General features: G+C 64.7%; 16 protein-coding genes. 12 read left to right on the top strand and 4 right to left on the bottom strand.

All coding sequences use genetic code 11. The features are described from left to right. Positions 1-263: 263 nt before the first annotated feature. The 9 genes from rpsB to ABFX56_RS03650 all read left to right on the top strand — a co-directional run bounded on the left by rpsB (position 264) and on the right by ABFX56_RS03650 (position 6,958). Entirely contained in the window at positions 264-1,280 is a 1,017-nt protein-coding gene (rpsB, locus tag ABFX56_RS03690) for a 30S ribosomal protein S2 (RefSeq protein WP_346231922.1), read from the top strand. Next, the gene (tsf, locus tag ABFX56_RS03685; RefSeq protein WP_346231921.1) at positions 1,280-2,110 is read left to right on the top strand and encodes a translation elongation factor Ts; all 831 of its coding nucleotides are present in this window, start codon (positions 1,280-1,282) and stop codon (positions 2,108-2,110) included. The genes rpsB and tsf overlap by 1 nt, the downstream gene beginning before the upstream one ends. Positions 2,111-2,140: 30 nt before the next feature. Further along, positions 2,141-2,854 carry a UMP kinase gene (pyrH, locus tag ABFX56_RS03680; RefSeq protein WP_346231920.1) on the top strand — a complete coding sequence of 238 codons (714 nt, stop codon included), beginning with the start codon at positions 2,141-2,143 and terminating at the stop codon, positions 2,852-2,854. A gap of 40 nt (positions 2,855-2,894) precedes the next feature. Then, positions 2,895-3,449, top strand: coding sequence for a ribosome recycling factor (gene frr / locus ABFX56_RS03675; protein ID WP_346231919.1), 555 nt, complete (start codon positions 2,895-2,897; stop codon positions 3,447-3,449). Then, on the top strand, positions 3,450-4,436 hold the full coding sequence (locus ABFX56_RS03670; RefSeq protein ID WP_346231918.1) for a phosphatidate cytidylyltransferase: 987 nt from the start codon (positions 3,450-3,452) through the stop codon (positions 4,434-4,436). It begins immediately after the preceding gene. A 44-nt stretch (positions 4,437-4,480) separates the two neighbouring features. Continuing rightward, a complete protein-coding gene (locus tag ABFX56_RS03665; protein WP_346231917.1) occupies positions 4,481-5,032 on the top strand; it encodes a DivIVA domain-containing protein in 552 nt (183 codons plus the stop codon). A 47-nt stretch (positions 5,033-5,079) separates the two neighbouring features. Continuing rightward, the gene (locus tag ABFX56_RS03660) at positions 5,080-5,727 is read left to right on the top strand and encodes an aggregation-promoting factor C-terminal-like domain-containing protein (protein WP_346231916.1); all 648 of its coding nucleotides are present in this window, start codon (positions 5,080-5,082) and stop codon (positions 5,725-5,727) included. Between the two features lie 205 nt (positions 5,728-5,932). After that, on the top strand, positions 5,933-6,232 hold the full coding sequence (locus tag ABFX56_RS03655; RefSeq protein ID WP_346231915.1) for a hypothetical protein: 300 nt from the start codon (positions 5,933-5,935) through the stop codon (positions 6,230-6,232). A 6-nt stretch (positions 6,233-6,238) separates the two neighbouring features. After that, positions 6,239-6,958, top strand: a complete 720-nt coding sequence (locus ABFX56_RS03650; RefSeq protein ID WP_346231914.1) for an alpha/beta hydrolase — start codon at positions 6,239-6,241, stop codon at positions 6,956-6,958. Positions 6,959-6,973: 15 nt separating this feature from the next. Here the strand turns inward: ABFX56_RS03650 and ABFX56_RS03645 are convergent, their stop codons facing one another. Next, complete coding sequence (locus ABFX56_RS03645) at positions 6,974-8,017, bottom strand: AI-2E family transporter (RefSeq protein ID WP_346231913.1); 1,044 nt, start codon at positions 8,015-8,017, stop codon at positions 6,974-6,976. A 27-nt stretch (positions 8,018-8,044) separates the two neighbouring features. Further along, positions 8,045-9,631, bottom strand: a complete 1,587-nt coding sequence (locus tag ABFX56_RS03640) for a hypothetical protein (RefSeq protein ID WP_346231912.1) — start codon at positions 9,629-9,631, stop codon at positions 8,045-8,047. A gap of 290 nt (positions 9,632-9,921) precedes the next feature. On the opposite strand from ABFX56_RS03640, the gene ABFX56_RS03635 reads away from it, so the two are divergent. Both ABFX56_RS03635 and ABFX56_RS03630 read left to right on the top strand, forming a co-directional pair. Further along, a complete protein-coding gene (locus ABFX56_RS03635) occupies positions 9,922-11,685 on the top strand; it encodes a DUF8094 domain-containing protein (RefSeq protein WP_346231911.1) in 1,764 nt (587 codons plus the stop codon). Beyond that, entirely contained in the window at positions 11,682-12,605 is a 924-nt protein-coding gene (locus ABFX56_RS03630; protein WP_346231910.1) for a co-chaperone YbbN, read from the top strand. Before ABFX56_RS03635 ends, ABFX56_RS03630 begins: the two co-directional genes overlap by 4 nt. A gap of 55 nt (positions 12,606-12,660) precedes the next feature. Here ABFX56_RS03630 and glgB read toward each other — a convergent pair whose 3' ends face one another. Both glgB and ABFX56_RS03620 read right to left on the bottom strand, forming a co-directional pair. After that, on the bottom strand, positions 12,661-14,841 hold the full coding sequence (glgB, locus tag ABFX56_RS03625; RefSeq protein WP_346231909.1) for a 1,4-alpha-glucan branching protein GlgB: 2,181 nt from the start codon (positions 14,839-14,841) through the stop codon (positions 12,661-12,663). Then, the gene (locus tag ABFX56_RS03620; RefSeq protein ID WP_428834393.1) at positions 14,838-16,883 is read right to left on the bottom strand and encodes an alpha-1,4-glucan--maltose-1-phosphate maltosyltransferase; all 2,046 of its coding nucleotides are present in this window, start codon (positions 16,881-16,883) and stop codon (positions 14,838-14,840) included. Before ABFX56_RS03620 ends, glgB begins: the two co-directional genes overlap by 4 nt. A gap of 278 nt (positions 16,884-17,161) precedes the next feature. Between ABFX56_RS03620 and ABFX56_RS03615 the strand changes: the two genes are divergently transcribed. Next, complete coding sequence (locus ABFX56_RS03615) at positions 17,162-17,698, top strand: alternate-type signal peptide domain-containing protein (protein WP_346231908.1); 537 nt, start codon at positions 17,162-17,164, stop codon at positions 17,696-17,698. Positions 17,699-17,704 lie beyond the last annotated feature (6 nt).

The following is a 17,704-nucleotide window of genomic DNA, read 5'->3' as shown; positions in this document are numbered from 1 at the left end:
GGGTACAGCGCCCGATTGGTACAGCCCTGATACCACAGCACCGGATGATATAGTTTCCGAAGCATCCCGAGCGATCGGGGTGACTACGCGTGCCCGCGTGCGTTCTGCAACGCGGCAACAGCTTCCACCAGTCCCCGACACATGCGAATGATCGGGGCGGAAGCGTGCCGGGCACCAGGAATGGCCACCGACCGGTGCCCATAAACAACTGAGAACAGGATGCACGCCGCTCAGCGGTGTGTACCCAGAGAAGGAGACGGCTCATGGCCGTTGTCACCATTCGCCAGCTGCTCGATAGCGGCGTCCATTTCGGTCACCAGACTCGCCGGTGGAACCCGAAGATGAAGCGCTTCATCCTCACCGAGCGCAGCGGCAGCCACATCATCGACCTGCAGCAGTCGCTCGCCTACATCGACAAGACCTACGACTACGTCAAGGAGACGGTGGCCCACGGAGGCACGGTGCTCTTCGTCGGTACGAAGAAGCAGGCGCAGGGTTCGATCGCGGAGCAGGCGCAGCGCGTCGGCCAGCCATTCGTCAACCAGCGTTGGCTCGGCGGGCTGCTCACCAACTTCCAGACGGTCAGCAAGCGCCTCGCCCGCATGAAGGAACTCGAAGAAATCGACTTTGAGGACACCACCACCGGCTTCACGAAGAAAGAGCTTCTGATCAAGAAGCGCGAACTCGACAAGCTGCACAAGAGCCTGGGCGGCATCCGCAACCTCACGAAGACCCCCTCCGCGCTCTGGGTCGTTGACACCAAGAAGGAGCACCTCGCCATCGACGAGGCCCGCAAGCTCGGGATCCCGGTCATTGCGATTCTCGACACCAACTGCGACCCCGACGAGGTGCAGTATCCGATTCCGGGCAACGACGACGCCATCCGCTCGGTTGGTCTGCTCACTCGGATTATCGCGGATGCCGCGGCCGAAGGGCTGATCCAGCGTCATCAGAAGTCTGAGGACGATGGCGCACCATCCGAGCCGCTCGCCGCCTGGGAAGCTGAGCTTCTGGCCGGAGAGGCCGCACCCGCCGCGGCGGCGGATGCGCCGGCTGCCGAGGCTGCCGCCACCGAGGAAGCGCCGGCCGCAGAAGCCGCACCTGCCGCAGAAGCCGCGCCGGCTGCAGAAGCCGCGCCTGCCGCGGAGACTCCCGCTCCTACCCCCGAAGCGAGCGCACCGGCCGCTGACGCTGCCGAGGCATCCGCCACCGGCGAGGCCGCCGCTTCGTCCGAAACCCCCGCTTCGTCCGAAACCCCCGCAACAGAAGAGGTCAAGTAATGGCGAATTTTTCCGCCGCTGACGTCAAAGCGCTGCGTGATCGCACCGGCGCCGGAATGCTCGATTGCAAGAACGCACTCGTCGCCTCCGACGGCGATGTGGAGAAGGCCATCGAGTTCATCAGGGTCAAGGGACTGAAGGGCGTCGCCAAGCGCGGCGGCCGCACCACCTCGGACGGCCTGGTCACCGGCAAGACGAGTGACGGTTACGCGACCCTGATCGAACTTGCCAGCGAGACCGACTTCGTCGCCAAGAACGAGAAGTTCATCACACTGGCCGACCGAGTTCTCGACGCTGTCGCGGCCGCAGGCGCCGCTACCGTCGAGGAAGGCAACGCCGCCAAGGCGGACGACGCCACGGTGGCTGATGTTGTCACCGAGGGCGCCTCGGTGCTCGCAGAGAAGATCGAATTGCGTCGGGTTGCCAAGGTGCCCGGCGAGAAGTTCGAAATCTACCTGCACAAGACGAGCAAGGACCTGCCGCCACAGGTCGGCGTCGTGGTTGCCTACACCGGCGACGATGCGCAGACCGCGCGCAGCATCGCCCAGCACATTGCCTTCGCGGACCCGCAGTACCTCACCCGCGACGACGTGCCTGCCGACATCGTTGCGCACGAGCGCGCCATCATCACCGAAACGACGAAGAACGAAGGCAAGCCCGAAGCGGCGCTGCCCAAGATCGTCGAAGGCCGGTTGACCGGGTTCTTCAAGCAGATCGCGCTCCTCGATCAGGACTATGCCAAGGACAGCAAGCTGTCCGTGAGCCGAGTGCTGACCGACGCGGGACTCACCGTGACAGGGTTCGCCCGTCTCAAGGTGGGAGCCGAATAACCTGTAAACGCCGCGGACGAGGGAGCAGACATGGCGGAACAACGTAAGCGACGGGTTCTACTCAAGCTCTCTGGTGAGGCATTCGGTGGGGGCGCTCTCGGCGTCAACCCGGAAGTGATCGCCTCCCTCGCTCGGGAGATAGCGGCCGCAGCGGTGGATGTCGAGGTGGCGATCGTCGTCGGCGGCGGCAACTTCTTCCGTGGGGCTGAGCTTTCCCAGCGTGGTATGGACCGCGGCCGGGCGGACTACATGGGCATGCTCGGCACCGTGATGAACGCGCTTGCGCTGCAGGACTTCATCGAGAAGGCTGGAGTGCCCACCCGGGTGCAATCGGCGATCTCGATGACTCAGGTCGCCGAGCCGTACATCCCCCGTCGCGCGGAACGGCACCTGGAAAAAGGGCGCGTCGTGATCTTCGGTGCCGGCGCCGGGTTGCCATACTTTTCCACCGACACGGTGGCCGCCCAGCGTGCCCTGGAAATCGACGCAGAAGTGGTACTGGTCGCGAAGAACGGTGTCGACGGCGTCTATGACGATGATCCACGCACCAACTCGAACGCCGCGAAGCTGGAGAAGGTGACCTACCAGGAGGCACTCGTGCAGGGACTGAAGGTCGTGGACTCCACCGCGTTCAGTCTGTGCATGGACAACGAGATGCCCATGGTGGTGTTCGGCATGGAGCCCAGCGGCAACGTGACCAAGGCCATCCGCGGCGAGCGCATCGGTACCCTGGTGTCGAACTGACCTCCCGCTAAACTCGTCTCGGACCCCTAAGGAGATCTCAGTGATCAGCGATGTACTGGCCGAGGCCAAAGAAAAGATGCGCAAGGCCGTGGAGGTGGCCAAAGACGACTTCAGTGGCGTGCGCACCGGACGCGCCAACCCGGCACTGTTCCAGAAGTTGCTTGTGGACTATTACGGCACTCCCACGCCGCTCAGCCAGCTCGCCGGCCTGCACAACAGCGACGCGAGGACGCTCCTGATCACGCCCTACGACAAGGGCGCTCTCAAAGAGATCGAAAAGACCATCGTGGCGGCGACGAACCTGGGTGCGAGCGTCGGCAATGACGGCACCGTCGTGCGGGCGACCTTGCCGGAGCTCACGCAGGACCGCCGCAAGGAATTCGTGAAGATCGTACGCAGCAAGGGCGAGGACGCCAAGGTTGCGATTCGCAACATCCGGCGTAAAGCGAAGGATGACCTTGACGCGCTGAAAGCGGATGTCGGAGATGACGAAGTGGCCCGCGCCGAGAAGGAGCTCGAGGCGACCACCAAGGCTCAGGTCGATGCGATCGACGAGGCGCTGCGCAAGAAGGAAGCGGAGCTCCTCGAGGTTTAGATGGCGCACGATCCGGAGGGCCGCCCGTCTCGACCGATGAAGCGTCGCTGGTTTCTGAGGCGTGCCGACCTCGAGGCGCGCGCCCACGCCACGACTGCGGATATCCGCGCACAAGTGAAGGCGACCAGGGCACAGCTCGACGAGGCCAACGTCAAGATCCAAGCCAGGACAGGCCGGAACCTTCCTCTGGCGATATTGATCGGCCTCGCGCTCGGCGGCTCCATGCTGGTCAGCCTGCTGGTGATCAAGTCACTGTTCATGATCGTGGCCGCAGTTCTGGTCGTTTTCACGGCGTTCGAACTGGCCAAGGCGCTCCGCCACGCAGGGCGGGAAGTTCCGCTTTGGGCCACCGTGATCGCTGCGTTGGCGACCGTTCCCGCCGCGTTCTATCTCGGCGATCAGGGTAAGTGGCTGGTGACCTTGGGCGGCATCCTGTTCGTGGCCCTGTGGCGGCTGGCCGACCTGATGCGCCCCGCCCATCGCGGCAGCGCGCGAGCAGTATGGGCTGACATCGCTGCCGGCACCCTGGTTCAGGTCTACGTGCCGTTCCTGGCCAGCTACGCGGTGCTGCTCACCGCCAAACCATCCGGCCAATGGTGGACGATGGCGTTCCTCATCGTGGTGGTGGCGGTCGACACCGGAGCCTATGCGACGGGCATGTCGTTCGGAAAACACAAAATGGCGCCGCGCATCAGCCCGAAGAAAACCTGGGAAGGCTTCGCCGGCTCCGCGGCCGTCGGACTGATCGCGGCGGTGCTGCTTTCGGTGTTCATGTTGCGGATGCCGGCGTGGTTCGGCCTCGTGTTCGGCGCCACGATGCTGTTCACCGCCACGGTTGGCGACCTGATGGAGTCGCTCATCAAACGCGATCTGGGGGTCAAGGACATCAGCACCTGGCTGCCGGGGCACGGTGGGTTCCTTGACCGGATGGACTCCATTCTGCCCAGTTCGTTAGCCGCCTACATCTTGTTCTTGATCTTCGCGTGAGCGTTGTCACCGGCCAGGCTGACCTCGTGCGGCAGAATGGACCGGTGAGCACAACCTTCCCTCGCACGCGCCGTTCCCAGCGTGGCTACAACATCGAACAGGTCGAGGAATTCCTCGAGGATGCCCGCCGCGCCTACGCCACCTCGCCAGGTGAGCCCGTCGCCGTGAGCGCTGAGAGCATCCGGCGCACGGCGTTCTCCCTGCAGCGCGCCGGTTATTCACCGAGCCACGTGGATGCCGCCTTGGAGCGGCTCGAGGACGCTTTTGCCACCAGGGAGCGGGAGCAGGCGCTGCTTACCGCGGGAGAAGAGGCCTGGTACGACCAGGCACGACAGATCGCACAAGAGATCGTCGACCGTCTCTCCCGGCCGACACTGCACCGGTTCGAGCGGGCCGGTATCCTGACCGACGGATATGACCGCAAGGAAGTCGACGCGTTCACCAACCGGCTGCTCAAGTACTTCGAGGACCGGCTGGTGATGACCGTCGATGACGTGCGCACCGTCGCCTTCCGCCCCCGAAAACACGGATACCGAGAGGCTCAAGTCGACCTACTGCTCGACAGCGCGGTCAAAGTCATGCAGGCGGTGCGATGAACCAGTGTGGTGAATTCGCAGCCGGCGTGCGCTAATATCGGGACATTGTGGGTAGGCATACGGATGTTGTGGTGCGGTCGGCGCCCTCAGGTGCGGCAGTAACCCGTTTCAGGACCCCACTTCGCCGCAGGTACTCGCTGCCGGGTTTCGCCTTCGCCATCGCCTTCGTCTTCATCCTCGTGTACATGATCGTGCCGGATCCCGCCGACGCGGCGTCGGCCATTCAATGGGCCCAGGCGGGTACCTCCGAGGGCCAAACCCTCGCGATCGCCGACGGCGGAGAAGCTACCACGGTGGTCAGAGACGCGTACGGCGTCACCAAGAAGGTCGTCCCGCCGCCGCCGCCGCCCGCGCCAACACGCAAGTCGGGCGCGCCAGCCGCGGGTACGCCCAACCCCGGATCAGCCCAGGCGATTGCGCACGGGATGGTGCTCGCCCGCGGCTGGGGCGAAGACCAGTTCAACTGTCTGGTCGCGCTCTGGAACCGCGAGTCGCATTGGAACGTGTACGCCTACAACCCGAGCGGCGCCTATGGCATCCCGCAGGCGCTCCCGGGAAGCAAGATGGCCTCGGCCGGCGCTGACTGGCAGACGAACCCCGCCACCCAGATCACTTGGGGTCTCGGATATATCAGCGGCCGCTACGGCACACCCTGCGGCGCCTGGGCATCGTCGCAGTCCAAGGGCTGGTACTGAGCACCTTGCAGGCGCCGCCGCTTCCGATGACTCCGCAACTCGTCTCCTAGCATCCCCACCCCTCCTAGCATCCCCATCCGGTCGAACCGACCTGCGGCGGGGGTCCCGTTTCACGGACTTTCTGTCTCCGACAGCCCGGATGCCGGAAAACTGGGCTGGCGCGGACAGAAACTCCTTGAAACGGGCGGCGGAATAGGCTGGAGGTATGCCCAGGTCCAATCGTCCCCGCCGATCGGCGGCGAGCCGCGACGACGATGACGAGGTCGACCTGACCCGCGCCCTGTTCGGTCATCCGCGCACCGAAAGCAAACGGGACGGCCTCTGGACGGTGCAATCGCTCGCCGCCACCTCGGCTGTGAAGTACTACACCTGCCCTGGCTGCGGAATCGAGATACCCCCGGCGACTGCGCACATCGTGGCCTGGCGCGCCGACGGAATCATGGGTGAAACCGACGACATTGCGGCCAGGAGACACTGGCACACACACTGCTGGAAGATCAAGTAGGAACCGATGGAGATCAGAAGCGGGGTGGAACTTCCAGCGCGACGGGAAGACATCGAGCTGCGCACCTCGGACGGGTTGACGCTCGTCGGGGAATTAGCCACGCCGCTCACCGTGTCACCGCTGGCGACACTGGTGACGCTGCATCCGCTGCCCACCGGAGGCGGGTTCATGGACTCGCACGTGATTCGCAAGGCCGCCGCCCGACTGCCGGCAATCGCTGATCTGGCGGTGCTGCGGTTCAACTTCCGCGGTGTGAGTTCGCCGCGCGGCGCCTCGCAGGGTACCTGGGGGCACGGGATCGACGAGCAGTACGACTTGGCGGCGGCGATGGCGTTTGTCGCCGAACGCGACCTTCCCAATCCGTGGCTGCTCGGCTGGTCGTTCGGCACAGAAATCGCCTTGCAGTACGGTGTGCGCTATCCGGTTGTCGGCGCGGTCCTGCTGTCGCCGCCGCTGAAGCGGACCAGTGACGGAGAGCTGGCGGCGTGGGCCGGCAGCGGAAAACGCCTGGTCGCCGTGATCCCTGAGTTCGACTCGTACCTACGCCCGGCAGAAGCCACGAGACGCTTCGCAGTCGTGCCAGAAGCCGAAGTGGTGGCAGTTGAGGGAGGTAAACACCTCTGGGTCGGGGAGCAGCAGACCCGCCGCGTGCTGACCGAGATCCTGAAGCGGGTCAACCCGTCGGCCCTGCCCATGCCGGAAGAATGGCCCGATCACGCCGCCTGATCGGCAGCCACGGCACTACAACTCGTTTTGGCGGGGGATGAACACCTGGTTCACGATCAACAGCACCGCCGCGGCCACCGGAATGGCGATCAGGGCGCCGAGGATGCCCAGCAGCGTGCCGCCTGCCAGCGCCGCGATCACCACGACCACCCCCGGTACCTTCACCGCGCGGTTCATGATGTTCGGGTTCAAGACGTATGCCTCGAATTGCATGTAAATGAGGTAGAAGATTCCAGCGGCGATCGCGGTCGGGACACCGTCGAAAAGAAGACAGCTGAGTGTGATCAGGATGCTGCCCGACAGCGTGCCGACCAGCGGGACCAGGGCGAACAGAAACGCGATGAAGGCGAACAATGCGGCGTACTTGGCGCCGATGATCGACAGGTAGATGAAGCTGGCAACTCCGTTGATGAACGCGATGGTCGCTTGCCCGACGACGTATCGGCCCACCGCGGTGCTGATCTGCTCGGCGATGTCTTCGAAACCCGCCCGTCGCGAGGCCGGCACCAGTTGGTAGAGCGCGCGCTTCATGCTGCTGAGTGACCCCACGAAATAAAGCGTGAGGATGAGCACGATGAGGATCCCGAACGCGAAACTCGCGATGCCGATGCCCACTTGGAGAACGCCGCCGCCAATCTTCGTAATGTTGTTCTGCACGAAGTCCAGCGCGCCGGTGATCACGGCCTGCACATCGATGAACGATGGCAAGTTCTTTTGCAGGTTTCCCACCCAGTTCTGGCCCTGGATGGATTCCACCAGTGGTGTGATGCCCTTGATCAGGTTCTGGGTCTGGTCGACGATGACGGGCACGACGGCGAAGATCAACCCGGTGAACACGGCGAGCACGCCGGCGATGACGGTGAGGATGGCCGACCAGCGCGGAAATTTTTTCCGCTCAAGCCAGGAGACCGCCGGGTCAAGGCCGAGCGCGAGGAAGAGCGCCGCGCCGATATAGGTCAGGATCGTAGTGAGCGTACCCAGCGCCGCGCCGATGCCGAGCGCGACCAGAACGCCGAGTCCGCCCAGCAGTCCGAAGCGGAATGCGTTCTGGATTCTCACACAGCCCCTCTCGGCGCGGACTCGCGCTTAATCCGCCGTGATCTTCTCCGCCTCGGTGAGCACCGAACGCAGGCTTTCGAAGTAGCCGGCCACAGCTTCGCGCTCAATCCTAATCTTGGCCAGGCGTTCTTCGGCATCAGACACGAGCGATGCGGAACGTTTCTGCGCATCCTTGACGAGCGCCTTCGCCCGAGCCTCGGCGGCCTTGACCGTCTCTTTTGCGCTGGCCTGTGCCTTCGCGCGCAGTTCCTTGGCCTCGGCCAGGGCCTGGTCGGCGATCGTGTCGGCTTGCAGTCGCTGCTCGGCGGCGCGTTTCGTCGTCTCGGTCAACTGCCGGTTCGCCTCATCAAGGTACTTCTGCGACTGTGCGACGGCTTCTTGGTGGCCGCTGAGGAATTCCTGTTCGGCTTCGTCACGCCGGGCCTTGAGTTCCATTTCGAGGTCCAACCGGCTTTGCTCCCCGTCGTGCGCCAGTTTCGTGCGCGCCTCGTCGGCCTCGAAGGTCAGTTGGGCGTGCACCTTCTCGCTCTGGCGGGTCAGATCCGCTTTGGCCTGCTCGATCTGCCTGGCGAGATCGGTGCGCTGCTTCTCCAGGTCCAGGACCAACTCGGAGCGCTCCTGGCCGATCTCGGCCTCAAACCTGTCCCTGGCCTGCGTAATCTCCTGCTCCAATTCGGCCCGGGCGCGTTCCGCCTCGTGATAAAGAGCCGATCGTTGCGCCGCCCGCTCCTGCTCGAGTTGGGCGCGGGTCGCGGCCGATTCAAGCTCCAGTGCGGTGCGCGCCTCGTCGAGTTCCCTGGCCAGGTCGGCATGCGCCTGATCCGCCTCTGCCGCCAGCGCCGCCCGTGTCGCAGCAATCTCGCGTTCGGCATCGGTGCGTGCCTGTTCCGTATCCCGGGCAAGGTCACCCCAGAGCTTCTCGTTCTCGCTGACGAACTCCGTCCTGGCTTGTTCGGTTTCACGCGCAAGCTTGGCAGCCTGCTCCCTGGCCTCGGCTGCCTCACGGCTGGCCACGGTCTTGACCTCCGCTGCCTCGCGGTCGCCCTCGGCACGCACCGCCGCCGCCTCACGTTTCGCACTCGTGCGCACCTCGGCAGCTTCTGTGGCGATGGCGCCCCGGATCGCGGCCGCTTCTCGGAGGGCGTCGCTGGTGAGTGTTTCTGCTTCGGCGTGGGCGCGGGCGAGGATTTCCTCGGCCTCGGTGGTGGCGCGCTCGAGGATGGTCTGCGCGTCATCGTTGGCGTCCGCGACGATGCGCTCGGCAGCATCGGCAGCCTCGTGCCGTAGCGCCTCGATCTCGCCCTGAACACTGCTGCGCAACCGTTCGGCGTCGATGTCCGCCTGACTGATCAAACGGGTGGACTGCTCCTCGGCCACACGGAGTGTCTTTTCCAGCTTCGTGCCGAGCCCGCTATAAGTAGGGCTCCCGGTCTCCTCGATCTCCGCCTGCAGATCCTCGACGGTAGCCTTGAGACGCTTGACCTCTTTGGTGGCTTCTACCTTGTCGCTGTTGGCTTTGATCAGTTCGCGCCGCAGCCCCTGGACGGCACTGTCGACTTCATCGCGGTTATAACCGCGCATTGCGGTCGAGAATGATTCGTCGTCACTAGACACGGGATCTCCCTATGAGTAATCGACCGTCGAGAGCGAGAGCACGGTCCGAACGATCAGAGTTTAGCGCGAGCGCGAAGCAGGGCCTTGCCCGCCCAGTCGCGCTCAATGCTGTGCAGTGAGGAACCTTTCAGACTGTTCGCGCTATTCTTGACTGTCTTTGCCTGTTGCCCACTCCCGACCAGAGGTGTCCGGGCCCTCAAGTCCCACGTCACTAACGGAACGCAGCTGCCCAGGAGGGCACTCGGGGTTGTCGACCTGCCGTCGGAACCGGCAACACGAAAGGAGAAGTATTGCGGTTCATCGCGGCCATCGTCAGTTTCGTCATCGCGGTCATGATGATTGGCTACGGCATCGCACAGCGAACGGTGCTTCGGGGCCCTGACGACGTCACTGCTTCCGTGAAAGTCGACGCCAAAGCGCCGGTGACCATTATCGACGGGTCGGCGTTGACCGCGATGCCGGGTAGGCAAAAGGTCGAGATCGGCGGAGCGCCTGCGGTGTTCGCCGCCTACGGTCGCACCGAAGACGTCGCGGCCTGGGTTGGTAAGGCGCGTCATAACAAGATCACCTTCAACGCGGAATCCACCTCGCTCACGAGCAAACTCGTCACCGGCAGCGAACAGGAGGTCCCAGACCCCAGCGGCTCAGACCTCTGGCTCAGTGAGTACAGCGGCAAAAGAGACCTCAGCTTCACCGGAAACGTTCCTCGCGGCATCTCCCTCCTCGTTGTCTCCGACGGTGTGGCCCCCGCCCCCAGTTCAGTGAGCGTCACCTGGCCACTGGACAATCGGACGCCGTGGTCCGGACCACTCATCGCCGGCGGCGCCTTCCTGCTGCTTGTCGGTCTCGTCCTCTACCTCTGGGCGTTGATCGGGTTGCGTCGATCCCGTGGTCCGAGAAGAAAACCACCCAAGACCCCGAAGATGCCCAAACTGCCACGTCCCCAGAGCTATAAGGCAGTCCGCCCACGAGTAATCGTGGCGGCCAAGGGGCGCCGGTCCATCGGACGGATGGTCGCCGTACTCCCGGTGATCCTGATCGGGGCTCTCGCCACCAGCGGATGCTCGTCCGATTTCTGGCCCAATGCGACGGACATCGGCCAGCCGAGCGCGACGCCCTCCGTCAGCGCGACCCCGGCCGCGGCCGAGTTGGATCCTCCCGTGGTGTCGGTACCCCAGGTCGAACACATCCTCGCGGACGTCAGTGCCGTGGCCACGAAGGCGGACACCGACCGAGACGCGACCCTGCTTGCCACCCGGTTCGCCGGACCCGCGCTCGAGTTGCGGGTGGCCAACTATGCCATCCGCGGTGTGGATGGTACGTACGCGGCGCCGACTCCGATTCCGGCCAAGCCGATTGCCCTCACTCTCCCGCAGCAGTCGAAGACCTGGCCGCGGACGGTATTCACTGTGATTCAGGATGCGAACGACGCCGAGGTGAAGCCGGTCGCGCTGATGCTGACGCAGGAGAATCCGCGAGCCAACTACCTGGTGCAGTACGCCGTCAAGCTCGAGGCTCGCGCCGTGTTGCCCAAGGTCGCCCCAGCGAACGTCGGCGCAGTGCGGTTGCAGGAGGACGTCCCACTGCTGGGGATGAAACCAGGCGAACTCGCCCTGGCATTCGGCGACATCCTCAGCGCCGGAGATCAGAGCAGCTACGCGGACAAGTTCAATCTGGCTGACGACCCGCTGTTGAAGCAGATCGGACTGGAATCCAGGAACGCGCTGAAGGCCAAACTGCCGGCCAGCGCGAAGATGGAGTACACGAACATCCAGGGGCCGGCCGAGTCCGTCGCGCTGGCCACGAGCGGCTCGGGAGCGATCGTCGCCGTGTACCTGCAGGAGAACCTGGTTGTAAAACCCGTCGAGGGCGGCGCGTCCGTCAACGCCGAAGGGGCCGTCAAGTCACTCTCAAAGGTGACGAGCACAACCAAGGGGACCTCGGCGACGTACGGCGATCAGTTGCTCTTCTCGGTGCCCGCCGTCGGGAGCAATGAGAAAATCGTCTTGCTGGGCTGGGACACCGGCCTGGTTGCCGCGAAGGAGTTGCCATGACCACCACCCCACCACCCACCGCGAACTTGCGTGGCGCCGTCGACCTTTCATCACTGGTGCACCGCACTGCTTCGGATGCCGGAAGCGAGAGCGCCGCCGTGAGCGTGCCTTCGCTCGTCGTGGAGGGTACTGACACGAACTTCACGAACATCCTGGAGCTATCGAACACCGTGCCGGTGATCGTGCAGTTCCACGCCGGCACGCCGTCCCCGGGCCTGACGAACTTGGTGCGCGGGTACGCCGGCCGGTTCCTGCTCACCACGGTGCTCGCCTCGGCGAACCCGCAATTGGCGCGCGCGTTCAACGTGGTGAACACGCCAACGGTGGCTGCCGTGGTCGGAGGACGTCCGATCGCGCTGTACGAGGGGGATCTCCCGGATTCCGAAACGCGGGCGGTGCTCGACCAACTGGCGGCGCTCGCTCAACAGAACGGCGTGACCGGCACGGTGGCGCCGCAGTCTGACGACACCGAGCCGGCGGCTGCTGCCGAACCGGTGGAAGAACCGCTGCCACCGCACCATCAAGAGGCCTACGAGGCGATCGCCGCGCAGGACTACGCCACTGCGATCGCGGAGTACAAGCTGGCCATCGCACAGAACCCCCGCGACGAGCTCGCGGTAGCCGGACTGGCGCAGGTTTCACTGCTGCAGCGGCTGGACGGCGTGGACGCGCAGTCCGTGCGGGATGCCGCCGCAGCCGCGCCCGCCGACGTGAACGCCCAGCTGCTCGTAGCGGACCTGGATGTTGCCGGCGGGCACCTGGACGACGCATTCGACCGTCTGCTGGGCGTATTCCCCAGCCTGGACCAGACAGCCAAAGACCTCGTGCGAACCCGCCTGCTGGACTACTTCGAAATCGCCGGCACGGAGGACCCCAGAGTTGCAGTGGCGCGGCGCAGGCTCACCGCTCTGCTTTACTGACCGCTGCCTTACTGACCGCTGTTTTGTAGACCGCTGTGCTGAACGGCTGTGCCCGTTAGCGGCGCAGCTTCAACCAGAGTGCCGCCAGTGGTGGCAGGGTGATTTCGGCTGACGCGGGCCGGTGTGTCCAGGGCACGTCGATGGCGGTGACACCGCCGAAGTTTCCCACACCGGACCCGCCGAACTGTTCGGCATCCGTGTTCAGGATCTCCTCCCAGCGCCCCGCCGCCGGCAATCCGACGCGGTACGGCCCGACCGGGATTCCGGAGAAATTCACGAATACCGCGATCGCCTCGCCGGATTCCGACCAGCGCATGAATGACACCACGTCCGGATTCGTCGACTCGAGCTCGTGGAAACCGGAGGGTGAGTCATCCTGCTGCCACAGCGCCTTCTCCGCCCGGTAGACGCGATTCAAGTCGCTCACCAGGTGGGACAGCGCCCGGTGCACCGGCTGGTCCAGGATCCACCAGTCCAGGCCGCGTTGTTCGCTCCACTCGGACGGCTGGCCGAACTCTTGCCCCATGAACAGCAATTGCTTGCCGGGATGCGCCCACATGAACGCCAGATAAGCCCGCAGGTTCGCCAGTTTCTGCCACTGGTCGCCCGGCATCTTGTTTAGCAGCGACCCCTTACCGTGGACCACCTCGTCGTGGCTGAGCGGCAGCAGGAAGTTCTCGCTGAACGCGTACAGGAACGAGAAGGTGATGTCGTGACGGTGGTGCGCGCGGTACATCGGGTCTTGGCTCATATACTGCAGCGAGTCGTGCATCCAGCCCATGTTCCACTTGAGTCCGAAGCCGAGGCCGCCAGCGCTGGTCGGCGCGGTGACTCCGCCCCAGGACGTGGATTCTTCCGCGATCATGACGATTCCCGGGTTGCGTTTGTATGCCGTGGCGTTGACCTCCTGCAGGAACGCGATCGCCTCCAGGTTCTCTCGGCCGCCCAGCTTGTTGGGGATCCACTGGCCGGGTTGACGCGAGTAGTCGAGGTAGAGCATGCTCGCGACGGCATCAACTCGAAGGCCGTCGATGTGAAACTCCTCAAGCCAGTACAGGGCATTGGCGACCAGGAAATTGCGCACCTGCGAGTCCCCGAAGTTGAACACCAGGGTGCCCCAGTCCGGCTGTTCTCCGCGTCGTGGGTCGGAGTGCTCATACAGGCTCTGCCCATCAAAGTTGGCCAGGGCCCATTCGTCTTTGGGGAAGTGAGCGGGCACCCAGTCCATGATCACGCCGATGCCCGCCTCGTGGAGGGTGTCAATGAGGTATTTCAGATCGTCGGGATGCCCGAACCTGCTGGTCGGCGCATAGTAACCGGTGACCTGATAACCCCATGAGCCACCGAACGGATGCTCCGCCAACGGCATGAACTCCACGTGCGTGAAGCCCAATTCCCGGACGTAGTCCACGAGTTGTCCGGCAAGTTCGCGGTAACCCAGTCCAGGGCGCCAGGAGCCGACGTGCAGTTCGTAGACGCTCATAGGGGAGCCGTGCGGGTCCTGGGCGCTGCGCGCGCGCAACCACGCCGCGTCACGCCATTCGTGTTGCGAGACCCCAACGACCGATGCGGTGGCCGGTGGCGCCTCGGTGTACCGCGCCATCGGGTCGGCCCGTTGCAACCAGCGGCCCTGGGCGGTCCGCAACTCGAACTTGTAGACGCTGCCCGGTGGCAGACCGGGCACGAACAGTTCCCAGATCCCGCTGCCTTCCAGGCGGCGCATAGCCGATCGCACGCCATCCCAGTCGTTGAAGTCGCCGATCACCCTGGCCGCGCTCGCGTGCGGCGCCCACACCGAGAACGAGGTGCCATCCACGCCCTCGTGTGGGCGGTAGTGAGCGCCGAGCACTTGCCACAGCTGCTCGTGGCGGCCCTGCCCGAACAGGTACAGATCGACTTCGCCGACCGAGGGAACAAACCGGTACGGATCATCGGCGGTCCACACCACACCGTCGTCGTACTCCGTTTCCACCGCGTACGACTGCCCGGCGCCGGCGGCGAAGCCCTGCCAGATTCCCTCCGCGAGATGGCCCAGCCGCACTCGGGACCCGTCGGACCGCACCGCGGTCACCCTGCGGGCCAGCGGGCGCAGCGCACGGATCACCCAGCCGCCGGCGGTTTCGTGGGCGCCGAGCACGCTGTGCGGCTGGTCGTAGCGCCCGGCAGCGGCGGCGGCGATCACTTCTGCGTCCAACGTCGGGAAGTCGGGAGTGCTCCGCGCCTGTGCCGCAGTCATGCGATACCCCTGGAGAACTCCACGCTGAGAATATGCACCGGCTCCACGAACGCGTCAAGGCGAACGTAATTATCGGTGCCCCAGGTGAATTTCTGTTTCGTGATGAGGTCAGTAACCTCGAACGGTCGGTCTGACACGCATCCGAACTTGGTCGGATCCAGGTGCACCGTCGTCTCGCGCACCGAATGCGGGTCGACGTTCGCCACGACGATGATCGCGTCGCTCAAGCCGGAGTGCACAAACCGGCCGTTGAGATATTTGCTGTACACCAGGATGGAGTCGTCGTCGCTCCAGTGCACGTCCAAGTTGCGCAATTGGCGTAGCGCCGGATGCTCCGACCGGATGCGATTCAACAGCTTCAGGAACGGTGCCAGTGACCGACCCTCGCGCTCGGCAGCGGCGAAGTCGCGCGGACGGTACTGGTACTTCTCGTTGTCGATGCCTTCTTCCGACCCCGGGCGAGCCACACTCTCGTACAGTTCGAATCCGGAATAGACTCCCCAGCTCGGCGACGCGGTCGCTGCCAGGGCAGCCCTGATCTTGAACGCCGGCGGTCCGCCGAACTGCAAATACTCCGAAAGGATGTCTGGGGTGTTGACGAACAGGTTGGGGCGCAGCCATGCGCTGGTCTCCTGGGACAGCTCGGTCAGGTAGTCGGCGAGCTCAAGCTTCGTGTTCCGCCAGGTGAAATAGGTATAGGACTGCTGAAATCCGGCGCCGGCGAGGGTCTGCATCATCGCAGGGGCGGTGAAGGCCTCCGCGAGGAACACCACATCCGGATGCTCGAGCGCGATTTTATGCAGCAGCCACTCCCAGAACGGCAGCGGCTTGGTGTGCGGATTGTCGACGCGGAAAATGCTCACCCCGAGTGCGACCCAGTGCCGCACGATGCGCAATACCTCCTCACGCAGCCCGACCGGGTCGTTGTCGAAGTTGAGCGGGTAGATGTCCTGATATTTTTTTGGCGGGTTCTCGGCGTAGGCGATGCTCCCGTCGGTCAGGTGAGTGAACCACTCCGGATGCTCGGTGACCCAGGGGTGGTCGGGCGAGCATTGGAGGGCCAGGTCCAGGGCGACCTCCATCTTGTTCTTCTTGGCGCTGTCGACGAAGGCGACGAAATCCGCCTCGGTGCCCAGATCCGGGTGGATGGCGTCGTGCCCGCCCTCCGGCGACCCGATCGCCCAGGGCGAGCCTGGCTCGTTCACCCCGGCCGTCAGCGAGTTGTTCGCTCCCTTCCGAAAGCTGGTGCCGATCGGGTGGATCGGTGGCAGGTAGACCACATCGAACCCGAGCCTCGCCAGTGCCGGCAGGCGTCGGGATGCCGTGCGAAAGGTTCCGCTGGACCAACTGCCGTTCTTCCGCTGTTTTGCGCCCTCGGAGCGCGGGAACAGTTCGTACCAGCTTCCGACCCCGGCGCGGGTGCGTTCCACTCGAAGTTGGAGCGGCGCGCTGATCGTGTGGAGGTTGCCCAGAGGATTCCGCTCGATTTCCTCGGTCACGGCACTCCGGGTGAGCGCCGCCAGCCGCTCTTGGGGCGCGAGGCTGCGGGTAGCGAAGGTTTTCGCCGCGGCGGCCAAGGTCTTGTTGCCCGGAGCGCGCTGCAGCGCCCGGGCCAGCAACTCCGACCCGGAGGTCAACATGAGGGCGACATCCACTCCGGCTGGAATTTTCAGCGTGGCGTCGTGCAGCCAGGTCGCCCATTCGTCCACCCAGGCCTGCACCTGGAACTGCCACAGGCCGGTGGTCTCGAGCAGCACCTCGGTGTGCCAGCGATCCGTGCCCGGGTTGATCTCGACCATCCGGTGCGTAGTGCGCGTCCCGTCAGGCGAGGTGAGCACCGTTTCCACGCCGATAAGGTCGTGGCCCTCTTTGAACACGGTGGCCGCGAACGGCACCACTTCACCCGCGTAGGCCTTCGACGGCCACAGGTTGTCCGGCTGTTGCGGTGCGAGCAGGCGGATCGGGATCCGGCCGATTCGCGGCTGGTAGTCGGGGGATTCCTGCGTCTGGCTCACCCTTCGACCGTAGCGACAATCGGTCATAATCGCCTGGGTGCCGCCGAATTGGCCTCTGCGAAGGCCACCCCCGTATTGGGTGGGGTACAGGTCTTGTCCTCCTAATGGCCAACACCATACAGTCTTCATCGGGGGAAGCACACTAGAGCCGCCGCGATGCCCAATCGTGTTACCGGACTACTTCTGCCTGGCATGGATGCCGCGCCTCATTCCCGTGAGGAAGTAGAAATCAACTCGACCCGACGTCAACCGCCGCTTGCTCGGCGCTGCCTGCCGGGATTCTGACCCGAACAGAAAGACAACTCATGAACAAGCTCACCAAGGGCGCTGTCGCCGCCGCCGCCGCGATCGCACTGCTGCTCGGCGGCGCCGGAACCTTCGCCACCTGGAATGCGTCGGCTGCAGTGGCGAACGCCGGCATCACGGCGGGCAACCTGTCCATCGCGCCGGGTGCCGTCGCCGGAACCTGGTCGGATGCGACCGGGGCCGTCGACCTGTCCACCTACCGGATCACACCCGGCGATGTGCTGACCTTCACGCAGGACTTTGACATCACCGCATCCGGGCACAGCCTGCCCGCCACGCTGTCGCTCACCGACGGATCGATCGCGCCGGCATCGGCGGGCGCCACGGACATCGCCTTGGCCGCCGCTCTCGGTAACTCCGCAGAGCTCACCGCCACCGGGCTTGCCTCCGACGGAAACGGCGGCTATGTCGTACCGGCAGGAACGACCTCGGTGACCGTGACGGTGACCATCACCTTCCCGACCGGAGCCGACAACGCTTCGCAGGACGGGCAGGTGTCGTTGAGCGGCATGAACGTCACGCTCTCGCAGGCCTAGCCACCA

Source organism: Parafrigoribacterium mesophilum (assembly GCF_039652555.1).
Lineage (GTDB): Bacteria > Actinomycetota > Actinomycetes > Actinomycetales > Microbacteriaceae > Parafrigoribacterium > Parafrigoribacterium mesophilum.
This window is presented reverse-complemented; position numbering and strand designations above follow the sequence as displayed.

Excerpts from the sequence above, each read along its gene's own strand:
- rpsB (WP_346231922.1), top strand. The coding sequence starts at position 264 with ATGGCCGTTGTCACCATTCGCCAGCTGCTCGATAGCGGCGTCCATTTC.
- ABFX56_RS03650 (WP_346231914.1), top strand. The coding sequence starts at position 6,239 with ATGGAGATCAGAAGCGGGGTGGAACTTCCAGCGCGACGGGAAGACATC.
- ABFX56_RS03655 (WP_346231915.1), top strand. The coding sequence starts at position 5,933 with ATGCCCAGGTCCAATCGTCCCCGCCGATCGGCGGCGAGCCGCGACGAC.
- ABFX56_RS03630 (WP_346231910.1), top strand. The coding sequence starts at position 11,682 with ATGACCACCACCCCACCACCCACCGCGAACTTGCGTGGCGCCGTCGAC.
- glgB (WP_346231909.1), bottom strand. The coding sequence starts at position 14,841 with ATGACTGCGGCACAGGCGCGGAGCACTCCCGACTTCCCGACGTTGGAC.
- ABFX56_RS03620 (WP_428834393.1), bottom strand. The coding sequence starts at position 16,883 with ATGACCGATTGTCGCTACGGTCGAAGGGTGAGCCAGACGCAGGAATCC.
- tsf (WP_346231921.1), top strand. The coding sequence starts at position 1,280 with ATGGCGAATTTTTCCGCCGCTGACGTCAAAGCGCTGCGTGATCGCACC.
- pyrH (WP_346231920.1), top strand. The coding sequence starts at position 2,141 with ATGGCGGAACAACGTAAGCGACGGGTTCTACTCAAGCTCTCTGGTGAG.
- ABFX56_RS03670 (WP_346231918.1), top strand. The coding sequence starts at position 3,450 with ATGGCGCACGATCCGGAGGGCCGCCCGTCTCGACCGATGAAGCGTCGC.
- ABFX56_RS03615 (WP_346231908.1), top strand. The coding sequence starts at position 17,162 with ATGAACAAGCTCACCAAGGGCGCTGTCGCCGCCGCCGCCGCGATCGCA.